The organism is Mesorhizobium sp. WSM4836 (assembly GCF_055811815.1).
In genome coordinates, this window is record NZ_JBVVQF010000028.1 from 20,662 (window position 1) to 39,313 (window position 18,652).

At 62.8% G+C, this 18,652-nt stretch carries 25 protein-coding genes; 16 read left to right on the plus strand and 9 right to left on the minus strand.

The annotated features are described in order from the left end of the window. Positions 1–161 precede the first annotated feature (161 nt). The 6 genes from ispG to AC0L2P_RS27000 all read left to right on the plus strand — a co-directional run bounded on the left by ispG (position 162) and on the right by AC0L2P_RS27000 (position 6,507). On the plus strand, positions 162–1,415 hold the full coding sequence (gene ispG, locus AC0L2P_RS26975) for a flavodoxin-dependent (E)-4-hydroxy-3-methylbut-2-enyl-diphosphate synthase (protein WP_473505632.1): 1,254 nt from the start codon (positions 162–164) through the stop codon (positions 1,413–1,415). Positions 1,416–1,419: 4 nt separating this feature from the next. Further along, positions 1,420–2,274, plus strand: a complete 855-nt coding sequence (locus tag AC0L2P_RS26980; RefSeq protein WP_473505634.1) for a lytic transglycosylase domain-containing protein — start codon at positions 1,420–1,422, stop codon at positions 2,272–2,274. Positions 2,275–2,434: 160 nt separating this feature from the next. After that, positions 2,435–3,631 (plus strand): phosphoglycerate kinase, encoded by a 1,197-nt coding sequence (locus tag AC0L2P_RS26985; protein ID WP_473505741.1) that lies wholly within the window; start codon positions 2,435–2,437, stop codon positions 3,629–3,631. A 140-nt stretch (positions 3,632–3,771) separates the two neighbouring features. Beyond that, on the plus strand, positions 3,772–4,797 hold the full coding sequence (locus AC0L2P_RS26990) for a class I fructose-bisphosphate aldolase (RefSeq protein WP_473505636.1): 1,026 nt from the start codon (positions 3,772–3,774) through the stop codon (positions 4,795–4,797). Positions 4,798–4,947: 150 nt separating this feature from the next. Beyond that, positions 4,948–5,688 carry a DUF899 domain-containing protein gene (locus AC0L2P_RS26995; RefSeq protein ID WP_473505638.1) on the plus strand — a complete coding sequence of 247 codons (741 nt, stop codon included), beginning with the start codon at positions 4,948–4,950 and terminating at the stop codon, positions 5,686–5,688. Between the two features lie 87 nt (positions 5,689–5,775). Continuing rightward, a complete protein-coding gene (locus AC0L2P_RS27000; RefSeq protein WP_473505640.1) occupies positions 5,776–6,507 on the plus strand; it encodes an SGNH/GDSL hydrolase family protein in 732 nt (243 codons plus the stop codon). Positions 6,508–6,550: 43 nt separating this feature from the next. On the opposite strand, the gene AC0L2P_RS27005 is transcribed toward AC0L2P_RS27000, so the two are convergent. Then, on the minus strand, positions 6,551–6,712 hold the full coding sequence (locus tag AC0L2P_RS27005; RefSeq protein WP_473505642.1) for a hypothetical protein: 162 nt from the start codon (positions 6,710–6,712) through the stop codon (positions 6,551–6,553). 203 nt (positions 6,713–6,915) lie between these two features. Here AC0L2P_RS27005 and AC0L2P_RS27010 point away from each other — a divergent pair, with 203 nt between their 5' ends. The 3 genes from AC0L2P_RS27010 to AC0L2P_RS27020 all read left to right on the plus strand — a co-directional run bounded on the left by AC0L2P_RS27010 (position 6,916) and on the right by AC0L2P_RS27020 (position 8,366). Beyond that, positions 6,916–7,083 (plus strand): hypothetical protein, encoded by a 168-nt coding sequence (locus tag AC0L2P_RS27010; RefSeq protein WP_473505644.1) that lies wholly within the window; start codon positions 6,916–6,918, stop codon positions 7,081–7,083. 140 nt (positions 7,084–7,223) lie between these two features. Continuing rightward, on the plus strand, positions 7,224–7,628 hold the full coding sequence (locus AC0L2P_RS27015) for a hypothetical protein (RefSeq protein ID WP_473505646.1): 405 nt from the start codon (positions 7,224–7,226) through the stop codon (positions 7,626–7,628). Between the two features lie 18 nt (positions 7,629–7,646). After that, positions 7,647–8,366 carry a helix-turn-helix transcriptional regulator gene (locus tag AC0L2P_RS27020; protein ID WP_473505648.1) on the plus strand — a complete coding sequence of 240 codons (720 nt, stop codon included), beginning with the start codon at positions 7,647–7,649 and terminating at the stop codon, positions 8,364–8,366. A gap of 61 nt (positions 8,367–8,427) precedes the next feature. On the opposite strand, the gene AC0L2P_RS27025 is transcribed toward AC0L2P_RS27020, so the two are convergent. The 3 genes from AC0L2P_RS27025 to AC0L2P_RS27035 all read right to left on the minus strand — a co-directional run bounded on the left by AC0L2P_RS27025 (position 8,428) and on the right by AC0L2P_RS27035 (position 10,746). After that, complete coding sequence (locus AC0L2P_RS27025) at positions 8,428–9,123, minus strand: DUF1013 domain-containing protein (protein ID WP_473505650.1); 696 nt, start codon at positions 9,121–9,123, stop codon at positions 8,428–8,430. A gap of 340 nt (positions 9,124–9,463) precedes the next feature. Beyond that, positions 9,464–9,604 (minus strand): DUF1127 domain-containing protein, encoded by a 141-nt coding sequence (locus tag AC0L2P_RS27030; RefSeq protein WP_473505652.1) that lies wholly within the window; start codon positions 9,602–9,604, stop codon positions 9,464–9,466. Between the two features lie 131 nt (positions 9,605–9,735). Next, positions 9,736–10,746 carry an NAD(P)H-quinone oxidoreductase gene (locus AC0L2P_RS27035; RefSeq protein WP_473505654.1) on the minus strand — a complete coding sequence of 337 codons (1,011 nt, stop codon included), beginning with the start codon at positions 10,744–10,746 and terminating at the stop codon, positions 9,736–9,738. 124 nt (positions 10,747–10,870) lie between these two features. Here AC0L2P_RS27035 and AC0L2P_RS27040 point away from each other — a divergent pair, with 124 nt between their 5' ends. The 3 genes from AC0L2P_RS27040 to AC0L2P_RS27050 all read left to right on the plus strand — a co-directional run bounded on the left by AC0L2P_RS27040 (position 10,871) and on the right by AC0L2P_RS27050 (position 12,727). Further along, positions 10,871–11,065: a DUF1192 domain-containing protein gene (locus AC0L2P_RS27040; RefSeq protein WP_473505656.1), complete on the plus strand. Its 195-nt coding sequence runs from the start codon at positions 10,871–10,873 to the stop codon at positions 11,063–11,065. Between the two features lie 95 nt (positions 11,066–11,160). Then, positions 11,161–12,408, plus strand: a complete 1,248-nt coding sequence (locus tag AC0L2P_RS27045; protein WP_473505658.1) for an MFS transporter — start codon at positions 11,161–11,163, stop codon at positions 12,406–12,408. 31 nt (positions 12,409–12,439) lie between these two features. Continuing rightward, positions 12,440–12,727 (plus strand): ArsR/SmtB family transcription factor, encoded by a 288-nt coding sequence (locus AC0L2P_RS27050; protein WP_473505660.1) that lies wholly within the window; start codon positions 12,440–12,442, stop codon positions 12,725–12,727. Between the two features lie 146 nt (positions 12,728–12,873). Here the strand turns inward: AC0L2P_RS27050 and AC0L2P_RS27055 are convergent, their stop codons facing one another. Both AC0L2P_RS27055 and AC0L2P_RS27060 read right to left on the minus strand, forming a co-directional pair. Beyond that, positions 12,874–13,530, minus strand: a complete 657-nt coding sequence (locus AC0L2P_RS27055) for a glutathione S-transferase family protein (RefSeq protein WP_473505662.1) — start codon at positions 13,528–13,530, stop codon at positions 12,874–12,876. A 62-nt stretch (positions 13,531–13,592) separates the two neighbouring features. After that, a complete protein-coding gene (locus AC0L2P_RS27060) occupies positions 13,593–14,444 on the minus strand; it encodes an alpha/beta fold hydrolase (protein WP_473505664.1) in 852 nt (283 codons plus the stop codon). A gap of 97 nt (positions 14,445–14,541) precedes the next feature. Here AC0L2P_RS27060 and AC0L2P_RS27065 point away from each other — a divergent pair, with 97 nt between their 5' ends. From AC0L2P_RS27065 to AC0L2P_RS27075, 3 genes are all read left to right on the plus strand, one after another. After that, positions 14,542–15,066 (plus strand): winged helix-turn-helix transcriptional regulator, encoded by a 525-nt coding sequence (locus AC0L2P_RS27065; RefSeq protein WP_473505666.1) that lies wholly within the window; start codon positions 14,542–14,544, stop codon positions 15,064–15,066. Between the two features lie 76 nt (positions 15,067–15,142). Continuing rightward, a complete protein-coding gene (locus tag AC0L2P_RS27070; RefSeq protein ID WP_023678501.1) occupies positions 15,143–15,373 on the plus strand; it encodes a hypothetical protein in 231 nt (76 codons plus the stop codon). Positions 15,374–15,468: 95 nt separating this feature from the next. Beyond that, entirely contained in the window at positions 15,469–15,900 is a 432-nt protein-coding gene (locus tag AC0L2P_RS27075) for a GlcG/HbpS family heme-binding protein (protein ID WP_473505668.1), read from the plus strand. Between the two features lie 10 nt (positions 15,901–15,910). Here AC0L2P_RS27075 and AC0L2P_RS27080 read toward each other — a convergent pair whose 3' ends face one another. The 3 genes from AC0L2P_RS27080 to AC0L2P_RS27090 form a co-directional block, all read right to left on the minus strand. Next, positions 15,911–16,312 carry a hypothetical protein gene (locus tag AC0L2P_RS27080; RefSeq protein ID WP_473505669.1) on the minus strand — a complete coding sequence of 134 codons (402 nt, stop codon included), beginning with the start codon at positions 16,310–16,312 and terminating at the stop codon, positions 15,911–15,913. Positions 16,313–16,512: 200 nt separating this feature from the next. Then, a complete protein-coding gene (gene rpmF, locus AC0L2P_RS27085; protein ID WP_006203806.1) occupies positions 16,513–16,695 on the minus strand; it encodes a 50S ribosomal protein L32 in 183 nt (60 codons plus the stop codon). 139 nt (positions 16,696–16,834) lie between these two features. Next, complete coding sequence (locus AC0L2P_RS27090) at positions 16,835–17,593, minus strand: transglycosylase domain-containing protein (protein WP_473505743.1); 759 nt, start codon at positions 17,591–17,593, stop codon at positions 16,835–16,837. Positions 17,594–17,672: 79 nt separating this feature from the next. Here AC0L2P_RS27090 and AC0L2P_RS27095 point away from each other — a divergent pair, with 79 nt between their 5' ends. Beyond that, positions 17,673–18,590: a polyprenyl synthetase family protein gene (locus AC0L2P_RS27095; protein ID WP_473505671.1), complete on the plus strand. Its 918-nt coding sequence runs from the start codon at positions 17,673–17,675 to the stop codon at positions 18,588–18,590. The last annotated feature ends 62 nt before the right edge of the window (positions 18,591–18,652 follow it).

Below are 18,652 nucleotides of genomic sequence, written 5' to 3' on the forward strand. Positions count from 1 at the left end.
CTTTCCGGTGGCATCGCTATGCTGCCGGAAATAGTCGTGGATTTGCGGCAAGCTGCCGTCTTGTCATTACCGATTTGCCAGCCTGCACGCCAGTCGCCATTGACAAGCCATCTTTGCTCCTCCACCTCATGCCCGGACCTTCAAGATTAAAGGCAGCCGGCATGACCGGATATTTTTCCTCACCCTTCCCGCGCCGCAGGTCGGTCGGTGTCGATGTCGGCGGCGTGATGGTCGGCGGCGGCACGCCGGTGGTCGTCCAGTCGATGACCAACACCGATACGGCCGATGTCGACCAGACGGTCGCACAGGTGGCGGCGCTGCATCGCGCCGGCTCTGAGATCGTGCGCATAACCGTCGATCGCGACGAAAGCGCTGCCGCCGTACCGGCCATCCGCGAACGGCTGGAACGGCTCGGCATCGACGTGCCGCTGGTCGGCGATTTCCATTATATCGGCCACAAGCTCCTGGCCGATCATCCGGCCTGCGCCAGGGCACTTGCCAAATACCGCATCAATCCCGGCAATGTCGGTTTCAAGGACAAGAAAGACCGGCAGTTCGCGGCGATCGTCGAGATGGCGATCAAATACGACAAACCGGTGCGCATCGGCGTAAACTGGGGCTCGCTCGACCAGGAGCTGCTGACCCGGCTGATGGACGACAACCAGGCCCAGGGCTTTCCGCTGACCGCGCAGGAAGTGACGCGCGAGGCGATCGTGCAGTCGGCGATCCTGTCGGCCGAAATGGCCGAAGAGATCGGCCTCGCCCGCGAGAAAATCATCCTGTCGGCCAAGGTCAGCGGCGTGCAGGATCTGATCGCCGTCTACACCGAGCTTGCCACCCGTTCCAACCATGCGCTGCACCTCGGCCTGACGGAGGCGGGCATGGGCTCGAAAGGGATTGTCGCCTCGTCCGCGGCCATGGGCATCCTGCTCCAGCAAGGCATCGGCGACACAATCCGCATCTCGCTGACGCCGGAGCCGAACGGCGACCGCACGCGCGAGGTGCAGGTGTCGCAAGAACTGCTGCAAACCATGGGCTTCCGGCAGTTCGTGCCGATCGTCGCCGCCTGCCCGGGCTGCGGCCGCACGACCTCGACTGTGTTCCAGGAGCTTGCCCAGAACATCCAGGCCGACCTGCGCAAGAACATGCCGGCGTGGCGCGAACAATATCCCGGCGTCGAGAACCTCAAAGTCGCGGTGATGGGTTGCATCGTCAACGGTCCGGGCGAATCCAAACATGCCGATATCGGCATTTCGCTGCCCGGCACCGGTGAGACGCCGACCGCCCCGGTGTTCGTCGACGGCAAGAAGGCGGCGACGCTGCGCGGCACATCGATCGCCGCGGATTTCGAGAAAATGCTTTCCGACTACATCGAAGGGCGGTTTGGGCAACACGGCAAAGCCGCGGCGGAGTAGTTCGATGCCGCGTTTGCTTGGGGCGACGCTGGTGGTCATTTGCGGGCTGGGCTGGACGACAGCCGTCCAGGCCGATCCGCCGCGGCCCGCCAAGCAGAAGCTGATCGACCGAGTTTGCGATCTTATCGAGACGCATGCCGACCAGAACGGCCTGCCCCGGGATTTCTTTGCCCGGCTGATCTGGAAAGAGAGCCGCTTCGATCCCAATGCGGTCAGCCCCGTCGGCGCGGAGGGTATCGCTCAATTCATGCCGGGTACCGCCAAGATGCGCGGGCTGGCCAATTCCTTCGACATCGAACAGGCGATCCCGGCCTCGGCAAAATACCTCGCCGAAATGAAGTCCGGTTTCGGCAATCTCGGCCTCGCCGCCGCAGCCTACAATGCCGGCGAGAGCCGGGTGACGCGCTGGCTGAATTCCGGCGGCTTCTTGCCGATGGAGACCGAAAGCTACGTTTTGGACGTCATGGGCGAGCCGGCCGACAAGTTCGCCAATGCCGCCTACGCCGGCGTTATCCGGCCGCTCGACAAGAAGGCGAGTTTCGCTGCCGCTTGCCGCGAGCTGCCGGTGATCATGTCCAGAACCGTGCCGATGTCGTCGATCAACATCAAGCCGTGGGGCGTGCAGGTGGCCGGCAATTTCCGCCGCGGTGCGGCGCTCAATCAGTGGAGCAACGTGAAGCGCCGGTTTCCAGCCTTGCTCAGCGGTCGCGATCCGGTTGTCAGCCGGGTGCGCACACCGATCGGCAGGCGCGGCATCTATGCGGTGCGGATCGGCGCCGACACCAAAACCAAGGCCGACGATATTTGCCAGAAACTGCACAGCGTAGGCGGCGCATGCATTGTGGTGCGCAATCGGTAAGCCACTTGTCGGCGCGTTTCGCGCCATTGCTGCCATCTCGCTCCCCGTAGGCACTTCGTCCTCGACACGTGAATCATATTTGCCGTGAACCGTTACCCAGGTCTTGCATCGTCGTCGATGCGGGGTAAGGTCCCCGCGATTTTTCGTGAAAGGGATCAGCATGGCCGGCTTCAAGACACTGGACGACATCGGCAATATCAGCGGCAAGCGTGTGCTGGTGCGTGTCGACCTCAACGTTCCCGTCACCGAGGGCAAGGTCACCGACACCACCCGTATGGAGCGCATTGCGCCGACCGTCGCCGAGCTCTCCGGCAAGGGCGCCAAGGTCATCCTGCTCGCCCATTTCGGCCGGCCCAAGGATGGACCGGCGCCGGAATTCTCGCTCGAACCGATCGCCAAGGCGACGGCGGACGTGCTCGGCCGACCGGTTCACTTTGCCGCCGACTGCATCGGCGACAAGGCGGCGAGCGCCATCGCCGCCATGGACAGCGGCGACGTACTGCTGCTCGAGAACACCCGCTTCTACAAGGCCGAGGAGAAGAACGACCCGGCCTTCACCGAAAAGCTCGCCACCAACGGCGACATTTTCGTCAACGACGCCTTCTCCGCTGCGCACCGCGCCCATTCGTCGACGGAAGGGCTGGCGCATGTGCTGCCGGCCTTCGCCGGCCGCACCATGCAGGCCGAGCTCGACGCATTGGAAAAGGGTCTTGGCAATCCCGTCCGTCCGGTTGTCGCCATCGTCGGCGGGGCCAAGGTCTCGACCAAGATCGACCTGTTGATGAACCTGGTGAAGAAGGTCGACGCGCTGGTCATCGGCGGCGGCATGGCCAACACGTTTCTCGCGGCACGGGGCACCGACGTCGGGAAATCCTTGTGCGAGCATGATCTCGCGACCACCGCCAAGCAGATCATGATCGAGGCGGCCGAGGCCGGCTGCGCCATCATCCTGCCCGCCGACGGCGTCATCGCCAGGGAGTTCAAGGCCGGCGCCGCCAACGAGACCGTCGCCATAGCAGACGTGCCGGCCGACGGCATGATCCTCGACGTCGGCGCAAAGACAGTGAAAACTATTGCCGAATGGATCGACCGTGCCGCGACGCTGGTCTGGAACGGGCCGCTCGGCGCCTTCGAGATCGAGCCGTTCGACCATGCAACGGTGGCGACGGCCAGGCACGCGGCAGCGCGCACCAAGGCCGGCAGACTGGTCTCGGTCGCCGGTGGCGGCGACACGGTGGCGGCGCTCAACCATGCCGGCGTCAGCGATGATTTCACTTATGTCTCGACGGCCGGCGGCGCTTTCCTCGAATGGATGGAAGGCAAGCCCTTGCCCGGCGTCGACGTCTTAAAGCGCTAACTGCGGCAGCAATAGCAGTGCGGAGGAGTGCGCCCGCGACTTTCAATCGATTCGCGCTTGTTTGACGAAATGGTTCGACTTGAACCGGCGTTGCTCTGGTGGTCTGCTGGGCGCGGATCAATTGTTTCAGGAGAAGCACGATGAGCGAACGTCTCGAGGACATTGCCGCCGCGATGGTGGCCAATGGCAAGGGCCTGCTGGCTGCCGACGAGAGCTCCGGCACCATCAAGAAGCGCTTCGACGTCATCGGCGTCGAGTCGACCGCCGACAGCCGCCGCGACTACCGCGAGATGATGTTCCGCGCCAGCGAGGCAATGACCAAGTACATTTCCGGCGTCATCCTCTATGACGAGACCATTCACCAGAAGGCCGCCGACGGCACACCGTTGGTCGACATCATCAAGGCATCAGGCGCGATCCCCGGCATCAAGGTCGACGCCGGCGCCAAGCCGCTGGCCGGCTTTCCCGGCGACACCATCACCGAAGGCCTGGACGGCCTGCGCGAACGCCTCGCCGACTATTACAAGCTCGGCGCCCGCTTTGCCAAATGGCGCGCGGTGATCGACATCGATGTTGCCAAGGGCGTGCCTTCCGCCACCTCGATCGGCTCGAACGCCCATGCGCTCGCCCGTTACGCCGCGCTTTGCCAGGAAGCCGGCATCGTGCCAATCGTCGAGCCGGAGGTGCTGATGGACGGCGCTCATGACATCGACACTTGCTACGAGATCAGCAAGGCGACACTGACGAAGCTGTACACCGAGCTCTATGCGGCCCGCGTCGTGCTCGAAGGCACTATCCTGAAACCGAACATGGTCCTCGCCGGCAAGAAATCGGGCAAGGTCAGCAGCCCCGACGAAGTCGCCGAAAAGACCATAAAACTGTTCCGCGAGACGGTGCCGGCCGCGATCGGAGGCATCGCCTTCCTTTCGGGCGGACAATCGGACGAGGAGGCGACCGCCAACCTTAATGCCATCAACGCCATCGGCCCGCATCCGTGGAAGCTGACCTTCTCCTACGGCCGCGCCTTGCAGGCCGCTCCGCAGAAGGCCTGGAGTGGCAAGGCGGCAAATGTCGCCGCCGCGCAGGCTGCCTTCGCCCATCGCGCCCACATGAACCATCTGGCAGCGCTTGGACAATGGCAGCCGACGCTGGAGCAAGCTGCCTGACCGAAAACATCTTGCGTTTCTTCAGAACCCGGGCCACGTGCCCGAGTTTTGCTTGAAAGCAGCAAGGGTTGCAATTCCTGCAACTAAAATGCAGCTCGGTGTCGGCATTCCTCGCTGCCGAACGTCCTCCGTGAAAAGAGGAGCAGACCGATGCCAAACAACAAGACCGTTTCGCAGGAAGAGTGGTTTCAGGCGCACAAGGCGCATCTGGCGCGCGAAAAGGAATTGACGCGCTTTCGCGATCGTGTCGCCGCCGAACGCCGCGAACTGCCGTGGCTGAAGATCCGCAAGGACTACGTCTTCGAGACCGAGCAAGGGCCAAAGAAGCTGCCCGACCTGTTTGGCGGCAATAGCCAGCTGATCGTCTACCATTTCATGTTCGGGCCGGGCGCCGATTATCGCTGCGAGGGCTGCTCGTTCCTTGCCGACCACATCGACGGCGCCAACCAGCATGTCAGGCATCACGATGTCTCACTTGTCGTGGTCGCGCGAGCGCCATTGGCCGAATTGCTGCCCTACAAGCAGCGCATGGGCTGGAACTTCGACTGGGTGTCGTCCTACGCCTCGGACTTCAACTTCGACATGCAGGTGTCATTCACCGACAAGCAGATCGCAGCCGGCGACACGACATACAATTTCGAGCGGCGTGCGCGGAGATCGAAAGACCTTCCCGGCATCAGCGTGTTCTATCGCGACGAGAAAGGCGACATCTTCCTGACTTTTATCTCGCGCTCCCGAGGCGGCGATCCGCTGATCGGCGCCTATCACTATCTCGACCTGACGCCGAAGGGTCGCAACGAAACCGGTCCCTACCATAGCCTAATGGACTGGGTACGGCTGCACGACGAATATGCGGACGCGCTCGAGATGCAGGACAGCTGCTGCCATTGAGGCGACCGGGATGTCGCGGCAAGGTCGTTCACCTCCAATGCAACATGCGGTAAGTGCTGTTCGCTATGTCCAAAAAGGGGACTTGCTATGCGGCGCTTCCCGACCCTTCTCACCTGGCTCGCCTTTCCGGTCTATGTCTGGCAAGGACTTGGCGTGCGTCGCCGCACCACCCGCATGCTGCCGGCACAAGGTCCGGTCATGCACGAGATATCTGGCCTGGCGCCAGCAATCTCGGTTCTGGTGCTTGGCGATTCCTCCGCCGCCTCGGTAGGCATCGGCAATTCCGAAAACGGATTGGCCGCGCAGCTGGCCGTTCTGATTGCGCAACGCACCGGCCGCACCGTGCGCTGGCGGGCGGCCGGCTTCAACTCGGCAACCTCTGGCCAGATCCGCGATCATGTGCTGCCCAATCTATCGGCCGATCCGTGGACGCATATCGTGCTGGCCATCGGCACCAACGACACCAAGAACTTTCATTCGGTACCGCGCTTCAAGCGCGAATTTGGCGGCCTGCTCTACGCGCTGCGCGCCAAATGGCCGGAGGCGCGCGTCGTGTGGTCGCCAGTGCTGGAGTTCACCCGGGCGCCGGCAATGCCGCTGCTGCTCGGCAAGATCCTCGAGATCCGCGCCGTCGAAATGAACCGGATGGGCGAGCGCCTTTGCCTCGAGCGCGGCGCCATACCGGCGCCCCGCCTGCCGATCACCGATGCCGAGGCCGGCTTTGCGTCGGATGGATTTCATGCTTCGGAAGCCGGCTACCGAGCCTGGGCGGAACATCTGGTCAGCTTGGTGCTCGCCAACGAACCGGGCCTCGCGTAGCGGGCCGCCGCGCTAAACCGCTGCACATTTTGCGCGACATACATTACGTCCAGTGCCCGAGCACCGCCGTGATCGAAATCGCCGCCATCGCCAGCAGCGCCAGCTTCCAGAAATCGCCGCGCCGCTTCAGCCCGGGCCAGCCGAGCGGCTTGATGAGCTGGATGACCATCATGGCGATGATGACCAGTGCGAGAAGTTTCGACATGCAGCCTTTGATCAGCATCGCGGCTGGCTGTCAAAGCGGCTCCGCGATCGCCGTCTTTCCACTGCGGCAGCCCTCTTTTCGGCACTGGCTGGTCACCTCGGTCGATAAATCGGAACGCCGGTCACGAGAGCTGCACCCTCCTGACAGACTGCTGTCAGCAGGGGTGTGCGATAGTGTCTGCATCGAAAGAGAGGAGACCAGCCATGAACGGTTTTACCATTCTGCGTCGCGTGCAGCACTATGTCGGCAAGATCCGGACGATGCGCAACGAGATCCGCACCCAGCGTTTCATGAACACCCTGCCGACAGACATCCGCAAGGATATTGGTTGGCCGGATATGTATGGCGACCGCCGCAATGGCGGCAATTGAGGCAAGCTTTCTGGGTGGCGTTTGGATGCGACCTTGCGACGAGCTCAATGGGCATGCTGAAGCCTCCTGACAGTATGGTGTCAGGAGGCTCGTGCCATAGTGCGATGGCCGCCGGAGACGGATGGCCGAGAGGACGATTGATGAAAAGCTGGAACGGCAGGCTGAATACGCCTGATATCCACGGCATGAAACTGCCATGCACCATCGGCGACGTCGTCGAAGGCCGGCCGACGCTGGTTCCTAAAGCTCGCCAGGTCGATGCTTTCATCCGCTTCATCCCCGAAGGCACGGACATGGATATCCGCGCTTTGCGCACCGCTCTCGCCATCGAGGACGGTGCCGAGGTGACATGTCCGGCCACCATCGGCTATTATCTGCGCACCGTCGCCGAGGCCGTCAACAAGGATATTGAGCGTGGCATGGCGCTGAGCGAGGTTGCGCCGTTCTGGCGGGTGCTCGACGCAAGCACGCCGACAACGAGGAAACTGTCCTTCGGCGCGGCCTTCGTCGCCGCGCAGCGCAAGCGCGAAGGGCTGGAGCGATAGACGCCGAGGGACCATACGATGCGCCGCGCCGACAGGCTCTTCCAGATCGTACAGCATCTGCGTGGTGGCCGTCTGGTCACTGCCCAGAAGCTGGGTACGTGGCTCGAGGTTTCCGAGCGGACGATCTATCGCGACATCGCCGACCTGCAATCGACCGGCGTGCCGATCGACGGCGAAGCCGGTGTCGGCTACATGATGAGGGAGGGTTTCGACCTTCCGCCACTGATGTTCACGCGTGACGAGATCGTCGCGCTCGTCGCCGGCGCCCGCATGGTGCGCGCCTTTGGCGGCGCGGCCATGGCACGAGCCGCCGACGAGGCGCTGGTCAAGATAGGCGCCGTGTTGCCCGACGCCGAAAAGGACCGCATCTCCCGTACCGAGATCCACACGCCGATGTGGGTGGTAAGCGATGCCGCCCGCGAAGCCATCGACCTGATCGAGCGGTCCATCGAGAAACGCCAGGTGCTGACCATCGACTATTCGGATGAGGCCGGCCGCAGCACCGCGCGCGATATCCGCCCGCTCGGTTTGTGGTTCTGGGGCAAGGTGTGGACGCTGGTCGCCTGGTGCGAGATGCGCGGCGATTTCCGCGCTTTCCGCATCGACCGCATCGCCTCGGTGGTGATCGCCGGCCGCACCTTCAAGCCGGAGCGCGGCAAGCAGCTCGCCGATTTCTACCGCGCGGTGGAACGCAGCGAGGACTACGGCATGGCGCCGGACCGGGCGGCGCGAAGCTGACACGGAAGGTCACAAAAAAGCCCGCTTGAAAGCGGGCTTTTTTGTCATAGATGCGAGACCTCTACTCCTCTTCGTCGGCGTCCTTGTCCTTCGACTTCAGCGCCGAAAGCTTGGCGAAGACGGCGTTGGCGTCGAGTTCGCGCTCCTCGTCCTTCGGCTTTTCCGGCGCGGGCACCAGCCGTTCGGTCAAGGCGGCCGGCAGCAGCGTATCGCCGACCGGCTGCGCCTGCTCGCGGCCGCGCGAGGCGCGGTTGATTTCCATGTCGAGGTCGATCTGCGACGTCAGGCCGAGCGTCACCGGATCCATCGGCTGGAGATTGGCGGAGTTCCAGTGCTTTCTGTCGCGGATCTGGTCGATCGTCGACTTCGTCGTGCCGACAAGGCGGGCAATCTGCGCATCCTTGAGCTCGGGATGGTTGCGCACCAGCCAGAGGATGGCGTTGGGCCGGTCCTGGCGCTTCGACAGCGGCGTGTAGCGCGGACCCTTGCGCTTGGATTCCGGCACCCGCACCTTGGGATCGGAGAGCTTCAGCCGGTGGTTCGGGTCCTTCTCGGCGCGCGCGATCTCGTCGCGAGTGAGCTGGCCGGTCATGATCGGGTCCATGCCCTTGATGCCTTGCGCCGATTCGCCGTCGGCGATCGCCTTGACCTCAAGCGGATGCAATCCGCAGAACTGCGCGATCTGCTCAAAGGAGAGCGCTGTGTTGTCAACCAGCCAGACGGCGGTCGCCTTGGGCATCAGCAGCGTATTGGCCATTACAAAAATCCTTCTCGTTCGCCCGCGTTCCCGCGCGGGCGGTGGTTTAGAGCCACCAAAATGGGAAAATCGCGGTCTATATAACCGCTCGCTCGCCGTTTCGCAATGTTTTTGGCAGGCGCGCGTCAAGGACGCCGGCAGACCGCGAAGGGGTCGGCAGCTGACGCCGTGCAGTCGAAAGCTTCAAACGACAAAGCCCGCCAGACCAAGGTCGGGCGGGCTCGGAACCGGCGACGGAAATCCGTCTGCTGCGGCTCTGGCTTCTAAGGCTTGATCCCGAACCGCGGCTCGGCGTTGCGGACATGCAGCGCCCGGTCTTCGGGCGGGATCGTGCTCGAGATCAAAGCCTTTGGCGGGCGATTCTCTCGATGTCGCCGCGGTTGATGCCGAGGTCGTTGAGCTGACGAGCATTCAGCCGGTTCAGTTCACGCACGGTTTCGTTGTACATGCGCCAGTTACGGAAAGCGCGGATCGGGTTCATGGTAGTCCTCCATCGTTTCGATGCCGCGTAAGTAGGCATCGACGATGAAAAATTGAACAGACGCTTTTGCATGGCCGCAATGCGTTTGTAGCATTGCACCATTAGGCTTTCGTTCAGCCTGTTTGCTGGCGTCAGGCGACATCGAGCACAATCTTGCCGATGTGCTCACCCTCCTCCATCCGCTCATGCGCCCGCCAGGCTTCCTTGAGCGGGAAGATCGTGTCCATCACGGGTGCAATCTTGCGCGTGCCGAGCAGCGGCCACACCTGCGCTTCCAGCGCGGCGGCGATTGCCGCCTTGAACTCGACGGTGCGTGGCCGCAACGTCGAACCCGTATGGATAAGCCGCTTGACCATGATCTTCGAGAAATCGGCGCTGGCCACAGCGCCGGCCTGCGTCGCGATCTGGACGATGCGGCCTTCCATGGCTGCAGCCTCATAGTTCCGCGCCACATAGTCGCCGCCGACCATGTCGAGGATGACATTGGCGCCCTTGCCGCCGGTCGCCTCCTTGACCGCGGCGACGAAGTCCCCTTCGCGGTAATTGATCGCCCGGTCAGCGCCGAGTTTGAGGCAGGCGTCGCATTTCTCCTTGCTGCCGGCGGTGGTGATGACATAGGCGCCGAAAGCGGCAGCAAGCTGGATCGCCGTCGTGCCGATACCCGACGAGCCTCCATGCACGAGCAGCGTCTCGCCGCTCTTCAGGCTGCCGCGCTCGAAGACATTGTGCCAAACAGTGAAGTAGTTTTCCGGCAGCGCCGCCGCTTCGGTGTAGGTAAAGCCGGCGGGCAGCGGCAGCACGCTGCCGGCATGGACCTTGACATATTCGGCATAGCCGCCGCCCGCCGTCAGTGCGCAGACCCGGTCGCCGACGCGCCAGCGCGATATCTGGTCGCCGAGGGCGGCGACTTCGCCCGCCGCTTCCAGCCCGGGCAGATCCGACGCACCCGGCGGCGGCGGATAGGCGCCCCTGCGCTGCTGCACGTCCGGCCGGTTGACGCCGGCGGCACGCACCCGGATCAGGATCTCGCCAGAGCCGGGTACCGGCACGTCGCGGGTTTCCGGTTTCAGCACCCGCGGCCCGCCTGGTTCCGAGATGGCGATCGCCATCATCTTGGCCGGAATTTTCTGTGCGCTCGCCATGAATTTTCCCGTCGTGCTTTGCCGGTTTCTCGTGCCAGCTGTTGCCGCTATTTGCATCCATGCCCCCGCTCTATGTATGCTCATTGGCAAATCAGGCAAATGGGCAAATCACGGAGGAGCGACGGTGGCGGTCTTCGACGACGAAGCCAAGAAGAAAGCGCGCCCGCACGAGATCGGGCAGGATCTGTCGCTGCTTTCCGTCGATGAATTGTCCGAGCGGATCGGCATCCTGCGCGATGAGATCGCCCGGCTGGAAGCCGAGCTCAAGACCAAAGGCTCCACCAAGTCGGCGGCAGAGGCGCTGTTTCGCCGCGGATAGTGCTGCGGGTAATTCCAAAAGCTCGGGCACGCCGCTGAAAAGCCCGAATGCCGCTGTCTCCAGACTTGTGCCCCAAACCCCAGCCGGATTGAAAAATGTTCGCAAGCTACAGACCGATCCTCTCGCTGCTGCGCGGCACCGCGTTCCTGTTGGCGGCATCTGGGCTGCATGGGCTGCTGTTGCCGCTGCGCGGCCAGGTGGAGGGCTTCTCGACGGCATCGCTCGGCCTGATGGGCACGGCCTGGGCCGGCGGCTTCGTCACCGGCTGCTTCTTTGCGCCACGCATCGTGCGCCGCGCCGGTCATGTCAGGGCTTTCGGCGCCTTTGCCGCATCGGGAGCGATCGTCGCACTGCTCACCGGCCTGATCATCGACGAATATACCTGGATCCTGCTGCGCGCCTTCACCGGCTTCACCATGGCAGGCGCGTTCATGGTCATCGAAAGCTGGCTGAACGAGAAGGCCACCAACGAAAACCGCGGCACCGTCTTTGGCCTCTACATGATGGTCACCTATGCCTCGATCATGGGCGGTCAGATGATCGTTGCCGGCGGCGATGTGAAATCGGCGTCGCTGTTTATGATCACCGGCATTCTGTTTTGCCTATCGCTGATCCCGACGGCGGTCTCGACGGCGTCTCACCCTAAGCCGCTGCAGGACGTGTCGCTCGACGTCAAAGGGCTCTACATCAATTCGCCGGTGTCGGCGATCGCCTGCGTGCTGATCGGCATCGCCAATGGCGCCTGGGGTACACTTGGTGCCGTCTATGGAGCGCGCATCGGCATCTCGACAGCCGAGATCGCGCTGATGATGAGCCTCGTGGTCATTGCCGGCGCCGCCATGCAGCTTCCGGCCGGGCGGCTCTCCGACACGACCGACCGTCGTTTTGTGCTGGCGGGCGCGGCTTTCGGCGCTGCGCTGTTCGCCATCGCCATCTTCCTGTTCGAACCGCGCTCCGGCGTCTTCGTCATCGTCTGCACCGCCGCCTACGGCGCCTTCGCCTACACGCTCTATTCGATCGCGGTGGCCCATGCCAATGACCATGCGCGATCGGAGGATTTCGTAAAAGTGTCGGGCGGCCTGCTGCTGCTTTATGGCTTCGGCACGATGATCGGTCCGCTGGTGGCCGCCGGCCTGATGGGCTGGATGCGTCCCGAGGGGCTGTTCCTGGCTACTTCGCTCGCGCATCTCAGCCTGGCCGGCTATACGCTGCTGCGCATCAGCCGTCGTGCGCCGGTGCCGATCGAAGGCCGCGATGCCTTCAAGACCCAGCCGGCCGATCGCTCGGTGACGCCGGAAGCGTTGCGGCTCGACCCGCGCAGAAAAGCTGAAGCCGACGGTTGAGATTCGAGGCGCTTTGCCCCACAAATAAGGCATGATGCTTTCCGACGCCTTCATGGCGATTGCCGATCCCAACCGGCGCCATCTCTTGGAAGAGCTCCGGCGCGGACCGAAGACCGTCAACGAATTGGCATCCGGCTTGCCGGTGTCCCGCCCGGCCGTTTCGCAGCACCTGAAGGTGCTACTTGATGCCGGGCTGGTCAACGCCAAGCCGGAAGGCACCAGGCGCGTCTATACGGTCAGCAATGCCGGCTTCCTGAAGCTCAACATCTGGCTTGACCAGTTCTGGGATGTGGAGCAACTCGGCTCACCCGGAAGCTGAGAGGCGTCGTCAGCGCGTCAAGCAACTATGCAGCATCGGGCCTAGAGCAATTCCAGGAAAAGTGCGAAACGGTTTTTTCCATCCGGAACTGCGCAAAAACAAAGAGATAGAGCGGTTCGGCGTTTCCGTGAAAACGATGAACCACTCTAGCCATTGTTGTAGGGGAAGAGCTTGAAATAAGGCTGCGCTTCCTCGATCACACGGGCAACCGAGGGGCGTTGCAGCAACCGGTCGTGATAGCGTCTAACCGCAGGATATTCGTCTCCGAACGGCTCGACCTTGTTGGCGTAGAACAGCGCGGGGGCGGCAGCGCAGTCGGCCATGGTGAAGCTCGCGCCCACCGCCCATGTCCTCGACTGCATGTCCTGTTCGACGATGGCATAGGAGCTGCGCAGCTGGGCGCGGGCCTGCTCGACGCCGAACGGATCGGTCTTGCCCTTCGGCCGCAGCCGGTCGCCGACGAGCTTCTGCATCGGTTCCTGGACGTAGAAGTCATAGAAGCGATCGGCGAGCCGGGTCTGCCGAGCGAGATCGAGATCGGCGGGGATCAGTTCGACCGGCCCAGGATAATACGCGTTGAGATATTCGATGACGATCGTCGATTCCGGCACGGTCCGGTCCAGCGCTTCATCGCGCAGCACCGGCATCTTGCCGAGCGGCCACAATTTCAGAAACGCCGCGCGCGACTGCTCATTGCCGAGATCGACGACTACGGATGTGAATGGCGTGCCGTTCTCATAGAGCGCGATCAGCGGCTTCCAGCAGAAGGAGGCCAGTGGATGAAGGTGCATGGTCAGGGACATTGTTTGTTCGATCCTTAGGTGGTTCGTCTCGACGAAATTCGGTGTCTAGGTCAGGCTCGGTACTATTTGGCCTGGCTGTGGGTGACGATGGCATCGATGATCGCGGCCCAGTCGTCTGGATGCAGCTCGTGGCCGCCGCCCTCGATCCAGAGCAGCCTTGCACCGGCGACCGCGTCTGCAAGAGCGGCTCCGTGCTCGACTGGAAAGATGGGATCGCCGGTGCCGTGGATAACGAGCAGCGGGGTTTTCATGCCGCGCAACAGACCGGTCCAGTCTCCGCCGCTCCCATCTTCGCCACTCTTGAGCATGAAATGATTGGTCGCAATTAGAAAACCGCCGGACCGATCATAATCCTGTTCGACGAAAGCTCGCGTTCGCTGCTCGTCGAAAGAGTGCGCGGCACCGGTGAGCGCATGCGCGTCCTTGACGATGAAATCGACCGCTTGGCCACGGTCCGACCAGTCGACCTTGGCGCCTTCGGCCGAATGTTTCCTATAGGCCTCGGTGGTTCCGGGCAGATGCGACGTATCGATGCCCAGAAGCGAACTGCTGATCACCGTCAGCGAAGTGACACGCAACGGGTATTTCAACGCAACGAGCTGCGCGATCATGCCGCCCATCGACATACCGACCACATGCGCCTTTCGGATTCCATGGTCATCAAGGACGCGGATAGCATCGTGCGCCAGGTCGTCGAATGTGTAAGGCGGCTCGCCCGGCGCGTATTTGGTCGAACGGCCGGTATCTCGATTGTCATAGCGGATCACGAAGCGACCCTCGCCGCCCAGTTTCCGGCAAAACGCTTCGGGCCACCAGAGCATGGAAGCCATGGCGCCCATGATCAACAATATCGCCGGATGCGCGGGATTGCCGAAGGTCTGGGATATTATTTCGGGGCGTTCGGCGTTTCTCATGGCCTTCCTCCTGGGGCTGCAAATCCGATTGCAATTTGCAATCAGTTGCACGATATTAAAACCGATACGATAATGCAACCGGTTTTTGGAGATTCGCATGAACATCGATCGTCGGTCCGGATGCCCCATCAACCTGTCGCTCGAAGTATTCGGCGACCGGTGGAGCCTGATCATCCTTCGCGACATTATCTTTGGCGGCAGACGCCACTTTCGCGAACTGCTCAACGGCTCGATGGAGGGCATCGCCTCCAATATCCTCGCCGACCGGCTGAAGCGGCTGATGGAGCTCGGCATGCTGACCAAGGCGGACGATCCCTCCCACAAGCAGAAGGCGATCTACAGCCTGACCGAAATGGCGATCACGCTGGTGCCGATCCTGGCGCATCTCGGCGCCTGGGGCCGCGTCTGGCTGCCGGTCAGCGAAGAGCTCTCTATCCGTGCCGAACTTCTGGAAAAGGGCGGCCCGCCGATGTGGGACAAGTTCATGAACGAGTTGCGCCACGAGCATCTGGGTGCGTCTCCTGCTCCATCCGAGCCCACCGTCCGCGCGGCTTTGCAGGCCGGATACGATGCGGTGATCGCCCGCAACGCGCGGGGCATCGGCTGCGATCCGGCGCCATGACCAACTTATTTTCCCAATTGCGGGCTGGCTCTGCTATCAAGGGGCTGAAGATAATTCACGGGATTGGATAACGCTCTTGGTCGAGAACTCTAAGGACACTGCCCGTGCGCGGGCCGATTTGCGTTTCAAGAAACAGGAAGAGGCAGCCACGGTCCGCCAGAAGGCGATGGCGGAGTATGTCGCCGAGAGCGACGCTCGCCAAGCCAAGACCAACAAGCTGCGGGCGCTGCGCCTCGCCAAGGAAGCGGAAGACCTGGCCAATGCGCCTCCGGCGCCGGTGAAGAAGCCTCGCGCGAAGAAGAAATAGGCCGGCGCTCCCACAACGCATGCTTCCTTTCATGCGAAACAGTTCACCCGGAGTCTGTTCTGCCGGTTGATAACTGGCGCGTTTAGGAGACCGGCATGACCGCACTGATGCTCGACAAAGCCCTTGAAATCATCGCCGCCGCCTTTGCCAAAGGTGCCGAGCTCAAGCTCAGGCCGCTTGGCGTCTCGGTGCTCGATGCCGGTGCCCATCTGGTCGCGTTCCAGCGTCAGGACGGCGCTTCGTTCCTGCGTCCGCAAATGTCGGCCGGCAAGGCCTATGGCGCGCTCGCTATCGGCATGGGCTCGCGCCGGGTGGAAGCCTTCGCCAAGGAGCGCCCGCATCTGATCGCCGGCGTCTCCGACGTGTCGGGCGGGCGCGTCCTGCCGGTCGTCGGCGGCGTGCTGATCCGCGACGAGGCCGGCACGATCATCGGCGCCGTCGGTATTTCCGGCGATACGTCAGACAATGATGAAACGGCAGCCATCGCCGGCATCGAGGCGGCTGGCTTTAGCGCCGACCCGGGCTGAGCCGGGATCATTAATTCATGTTGATGTCGCGGCTGGCCGACCGCATCGACACTGAAAAGCCGGCCAGCACGTCGATCAGCGCTATGACCATCAGTGTGAAGAAAACGGAATGGGCGGCGCCCTTTACCAGCAGGAACTCAACCAGATAGGCCACAAAGACGAAGGTCGACAAAAGGTGGTCCATGATCGAGGCACTTGTCGTGCGGGTCGACTTCACCACTTCGACGAACAAGAAGATCAGTGCGATCAGCACGATGAGATCGCCGAGGGTCATCGAGAACACGCCACCCGACATCATCCGGACCGAAAACATCTCGGTCGCCCACGGATCGTCGCCGCTGCCGAATATTCCCAGAAGCCCGAGATTATAGAGAATGAAAGGCACGATCAGCAGCGGGATGGCACCGAACATGTGGCGGCTCCGGTTGGACTGATCTTTGTAGAGTGCGCCCGGCGTTCGCCGTCAAGAATTTTCGTGCGGCCGACAAACACGGACAAAGACGGCGTGAAACAACAATGTCAGGCCCGGCTGATATGATCAGTTGTCGCAAACGCAAAAAGACCGGCCGATGGCCGGTCGTTTCGCAACCCATAAAACCGTCGAAAGCTCTCTCAGCTTTCCTTCGGCTCCAGAACCTGGCGACCGCGATACATGCCGGTCTTCAGGTCGATATGGTGCGGACGGCGCATCTCGCCGGAGTTCTTGTCCTCGACATAGGTCGGGGCCTTCAGTGCGTCGGCAGAACGGCGCATGCCGCGCTTCGACGGAGAGGTTTTTCGTTTCGGAACGGCCATGGATATGCTCCACTACATGGTCAAAACGCCCCGGCGGCCCTCGTGAAAGGGCCACATCAGGGGCCGGAATCTGAGAAAGTCGGGTGCCTATACACGCCCGACGGCGTTTTGGCCAGCGTCGCCGTGTTTTTTTTTGACACTATCGCAGGCAACCGACATAGGCGCCGGCGCGGCCCGCGCGCCGTTCGATCAACGCGGCAAGCCGCCTCAGTCCCGGCCCCGGCTTCGCCGGATTGCGCGCGATCGGGTTCGGCAAAGTGACGGCAAGCAGCGCTGCCTGCCGGCGCGACAGCTGCCTTGCCGAGACGCCGAAATGGTGCTGGGCGGCGGCCTCGATGCCGTAGATGCCCGGTCCCCATTCGGCGATGTTGAGGTAGATCTCCATGATCCGCCGTTTCGACAGCACCGCATCGAAATAGACGGCCAGCGGCAGTTCGACGACCTTACGGACCGAGCCCAGCGGCCGCGACCATAGGTAAAGGTTCTTTACCGTCTGCATGGTGATGGTCGAGGCGCCACGTGTCATCTCGCCGGCGAGCGCATCGTCGACGACGCCGCGCAACTCGCCCAGATCGACGCCGCGATGGAAACAGAACTGCCCGTCCTCCGACATGATGACCGAATATGCCAGCACCGGCGCGACATCGTCGATGGAAACCCAGCGCCGATCGTAGCCGGAAAACGTCGCAAGGTCCTTCAGCATCAATGTCGACACCGGATGCACGAATGACGGCAGGTACAGCAAGGTCAGCACCACAGGCACCAGCGCCAGCACGATGGCGACGGCGATGCCGCGCCGGACCCAGCGTTGAAGACCGATGCGGCTGCCGCGTCTCGGTCTCGCCATGTCCAACCCTTCGGTTTCGTGATCGACAATCGGTTCCGCCAAGCCACCCAGTCCGCGCTACTCCCTGCCCCCGGCATAATGGCGCTTGGCTTCTTGCGCAACGTCTGAGTGTCGGCTACCGCTCCCGACCATGACGAAAGACGACGAAATGGCGTTCGAAGCCGCACTTATTGCCCGGGCAGTTCCGCTCGAGGCGCTGCTGAGGCGGTTGCTCGACGGACGCACGCTTTCAGGCGAGGTCGCGCGGCCCGAACGCCTGATGGCGGCAATGCGACATGGCGTGCTTAACGGCGGCAAGCGACTGCGTCCCTTCCTGGTCATGGAAAGTGCTGCACTGTTTTCAGCCGATGGCGAGGCGGCGCTGCGCGTCGCGGCGGCGCTCGAATGCGTGCACTGCTATTCGCTCATCCATGACGATCTGCCGGCCATGGACGACGACGATTTGCGCCGCGGCCAGCCGACCGTGCACAGGGCTTTCGATGAGGCGACCGCCATTCTTTCGGGCGATGCCTTGCTGACGCTTGCCTTCGACATCCTTGCCGACGATGCGACAATGCTGCCGGCCGAGCGCAGGGCAGCGCTGGTGCTGGCACTGGCCCGCGCCGCCGGGGCGGGAAGCATGGTCGGCGGCCAGATGCTCGATCTCGAGGCCGAACAAAGCCAGCCGGACGAGGCCGGCATCATCCGGCTTCAGGCGATGAAAACCGGTGCGCTGATCCGCTTTGCCTGCGAAGCGGGCGCTATCCTTGCCGGCGCGCCGTCGGGCGACCGTGAAAGGCTGGCCGAGTTCGGCTCGGCGATCGGGCTTGCCTTTCAACTTGCCGACGATCTGCTCGACCTGACCGCCGACGCGCATCAGATGGGCAAGGCGACCGGCAAGGATGCCGCGGCCGGCAAGGCGACGCTGGTCGCGCTGCACGGACCGGGCTGGGCGCGGGACCAGCTCCAGGGGCTCGTCGACCAGGCTCATGCGCTGCTCGAGCCCTATGGCGAACAAGCCGCGCTTCTCAAACAAGCGGCGCAGTTTGTCGCGGCCCGCAATAACTAAAGCTGCATCCTATGGCGCGCCGTGCAGTCACGGAGATTGGCGACTGTTCGGCCAGATGCGTT

Bases quoted from the DNA above. Each gene is read 5' to 3' on its own strand.
- ispG (WP_473505632.1), top strand. From the start codon at position 162: ATGACCGGATATTTTTCCTCACCCTTCCCGCGCCGCAGGTCGGTCGGT.
- AC0L2P_RS26980 (WP_473505634.1), top strand. From the start codon at position 1,420: ATGCCGCGTTTGCTTGGGGCGACGCTGGTGGTCATTTGCGGGCTGGGC.
- AC0L2P_RS26985 (WP_473505741.1), top strand. From the start codon at position 2,435: ATGGCCGGCTTCAAGACACTGGACGACATCGGCAATATCAGCGGCAAG.
- AC0L2P_RS26990 (WP_473505636.1), top strand. From the start codon at position 3,772: ATGAGCGAACGTCTCGAGGACATTGCCGCCGCGATGGTGGCCAATGGC.
- AC0L2P_RS26995 (WP_473505638.1), top strand. From the start codon at position 4,948: ATGCCAAACAACAAGACCGTTTCGCAGGAAGAGTGGTTTCAGGCGCAC.
- AC0L2P_RS27000 (WP_473505640.1), top strand. From the start codon at position 5,776: ATGCGGCGCTTCCCGACCCTTCTCACCTGGCTCGCCTTTCCGGTCTAT.
- AC0L2P_RS27005 (WP_473505642.1), bottom strand. From the start codon at position 6,712: ATGTCGAAACTTCTCGCACTGGTCATCATCGCCATGATGGTCATCCAG.
- AC0L2P_RS27010 (WP_473505644.1), top strand. From the start codon at position 6,916: ATGAACGGTTTTACCATTCTGCGTCGCGTGCAGCACTATGTCGGCAAG.
- AC0L2P_RS27015 (WP_473505646.1), top strand. From the start codon at position 7,224: ATGAAAAGCTGGAACGGCAGGCTGAATACGCCTGATATCCACGGCATG.
- AC0L2P_RS27020 (WP_473505648.1), top strand. From the start codon at position 7,647: ATGCGCCGCGCCGACAGGCTCTTCCAGATCGTACAGCATCTGCGTGGT.
- AC0L2P_RS27025 (WP_473505650.1), bottom strand. From the start codon at position 9,123: ATGGCCAATACGCTGCTGATGCCCAAGGCGACCGCCGTCTGGCTGGTT.
- AC0L2P_RS27030 (WP_473505652.1), bottom strand. From the start codon at position 9,604: ATGAACCCGATCCGCGCTTTCCGTAACTGGCGCATGTACAACGAAACC.
- AC0L2P_RS27035 (WP_473505654.1), bottom strand. From the start codon at position 10,746: ATGGCGAGCGCACAGAAAATTCCGGCCAAGATGATGGCGATCGCCATC.
- AC0L2P_RS27045 (WP_473505658.1), top strand. From the start codon at position 11,161: ATGTTCGCAAGCTACAGACCGATCCTCTCGCTGCTGCGCGGCACCGCG.
- AC0L2P_RS27050 (WP_473505660.1), top strand. From the start codon at position 12,440: ATGATGCTTTCCGACGCCTTCATGGCGATTGCCGATCCCAACCGGCGC.
- AC0L2P_RS27055 (WP_473505662.1), bottom strand. From the start codon at position 13,530: ATGTCCCTGACCATGCACCTTCATCCACTGGCCTCCTTCTGCTGGAAG.
- AC0L2P_RS27060 (WP_473505664.1), bottom strand. From the start codon at position 14,444: ATGAGAAACGCCGAACGCCCCGAAATAATATCCCAGACCTTCGGCAAT.
- AC0L2P_RS27065 (WP_473505666.1), top strand. From the start codon at position 14,542: ATGAACATCGATCGTCGGTCCGGATGCCCCATCAACCTGTCGCTCGAA.
- AC0L2P_RS27075 (WP_473505668.1), top strand. From the start codon at position 15,469: ATGACCGCACTGATGCTCGACAAAGCCCTTGAAATCATCGCCGCCGCC.
- AC0L2P_RS27080 (WP_473505669.1), bottom strand. From the start codon at position 16,312: ATGTTCGGTGCCATCCCGCTGCTGATCGTGCCTTTCATTCTCTATAAT.
- rpmF (WP_006203806.1), bottom strand. From the start codon at position 16,695: ATGGCCGTTCCGAAACGAAAAACCTCTCCGTCGAAGCGCGGCATGCGC.
- AC0L2P_RS27095 (WP_473505671.1), top strand. From the start codon at position 17,673: ATGACGAAAGACGACGAAATGGCGTTCGAAGCCGCACTTATTGCCCGG.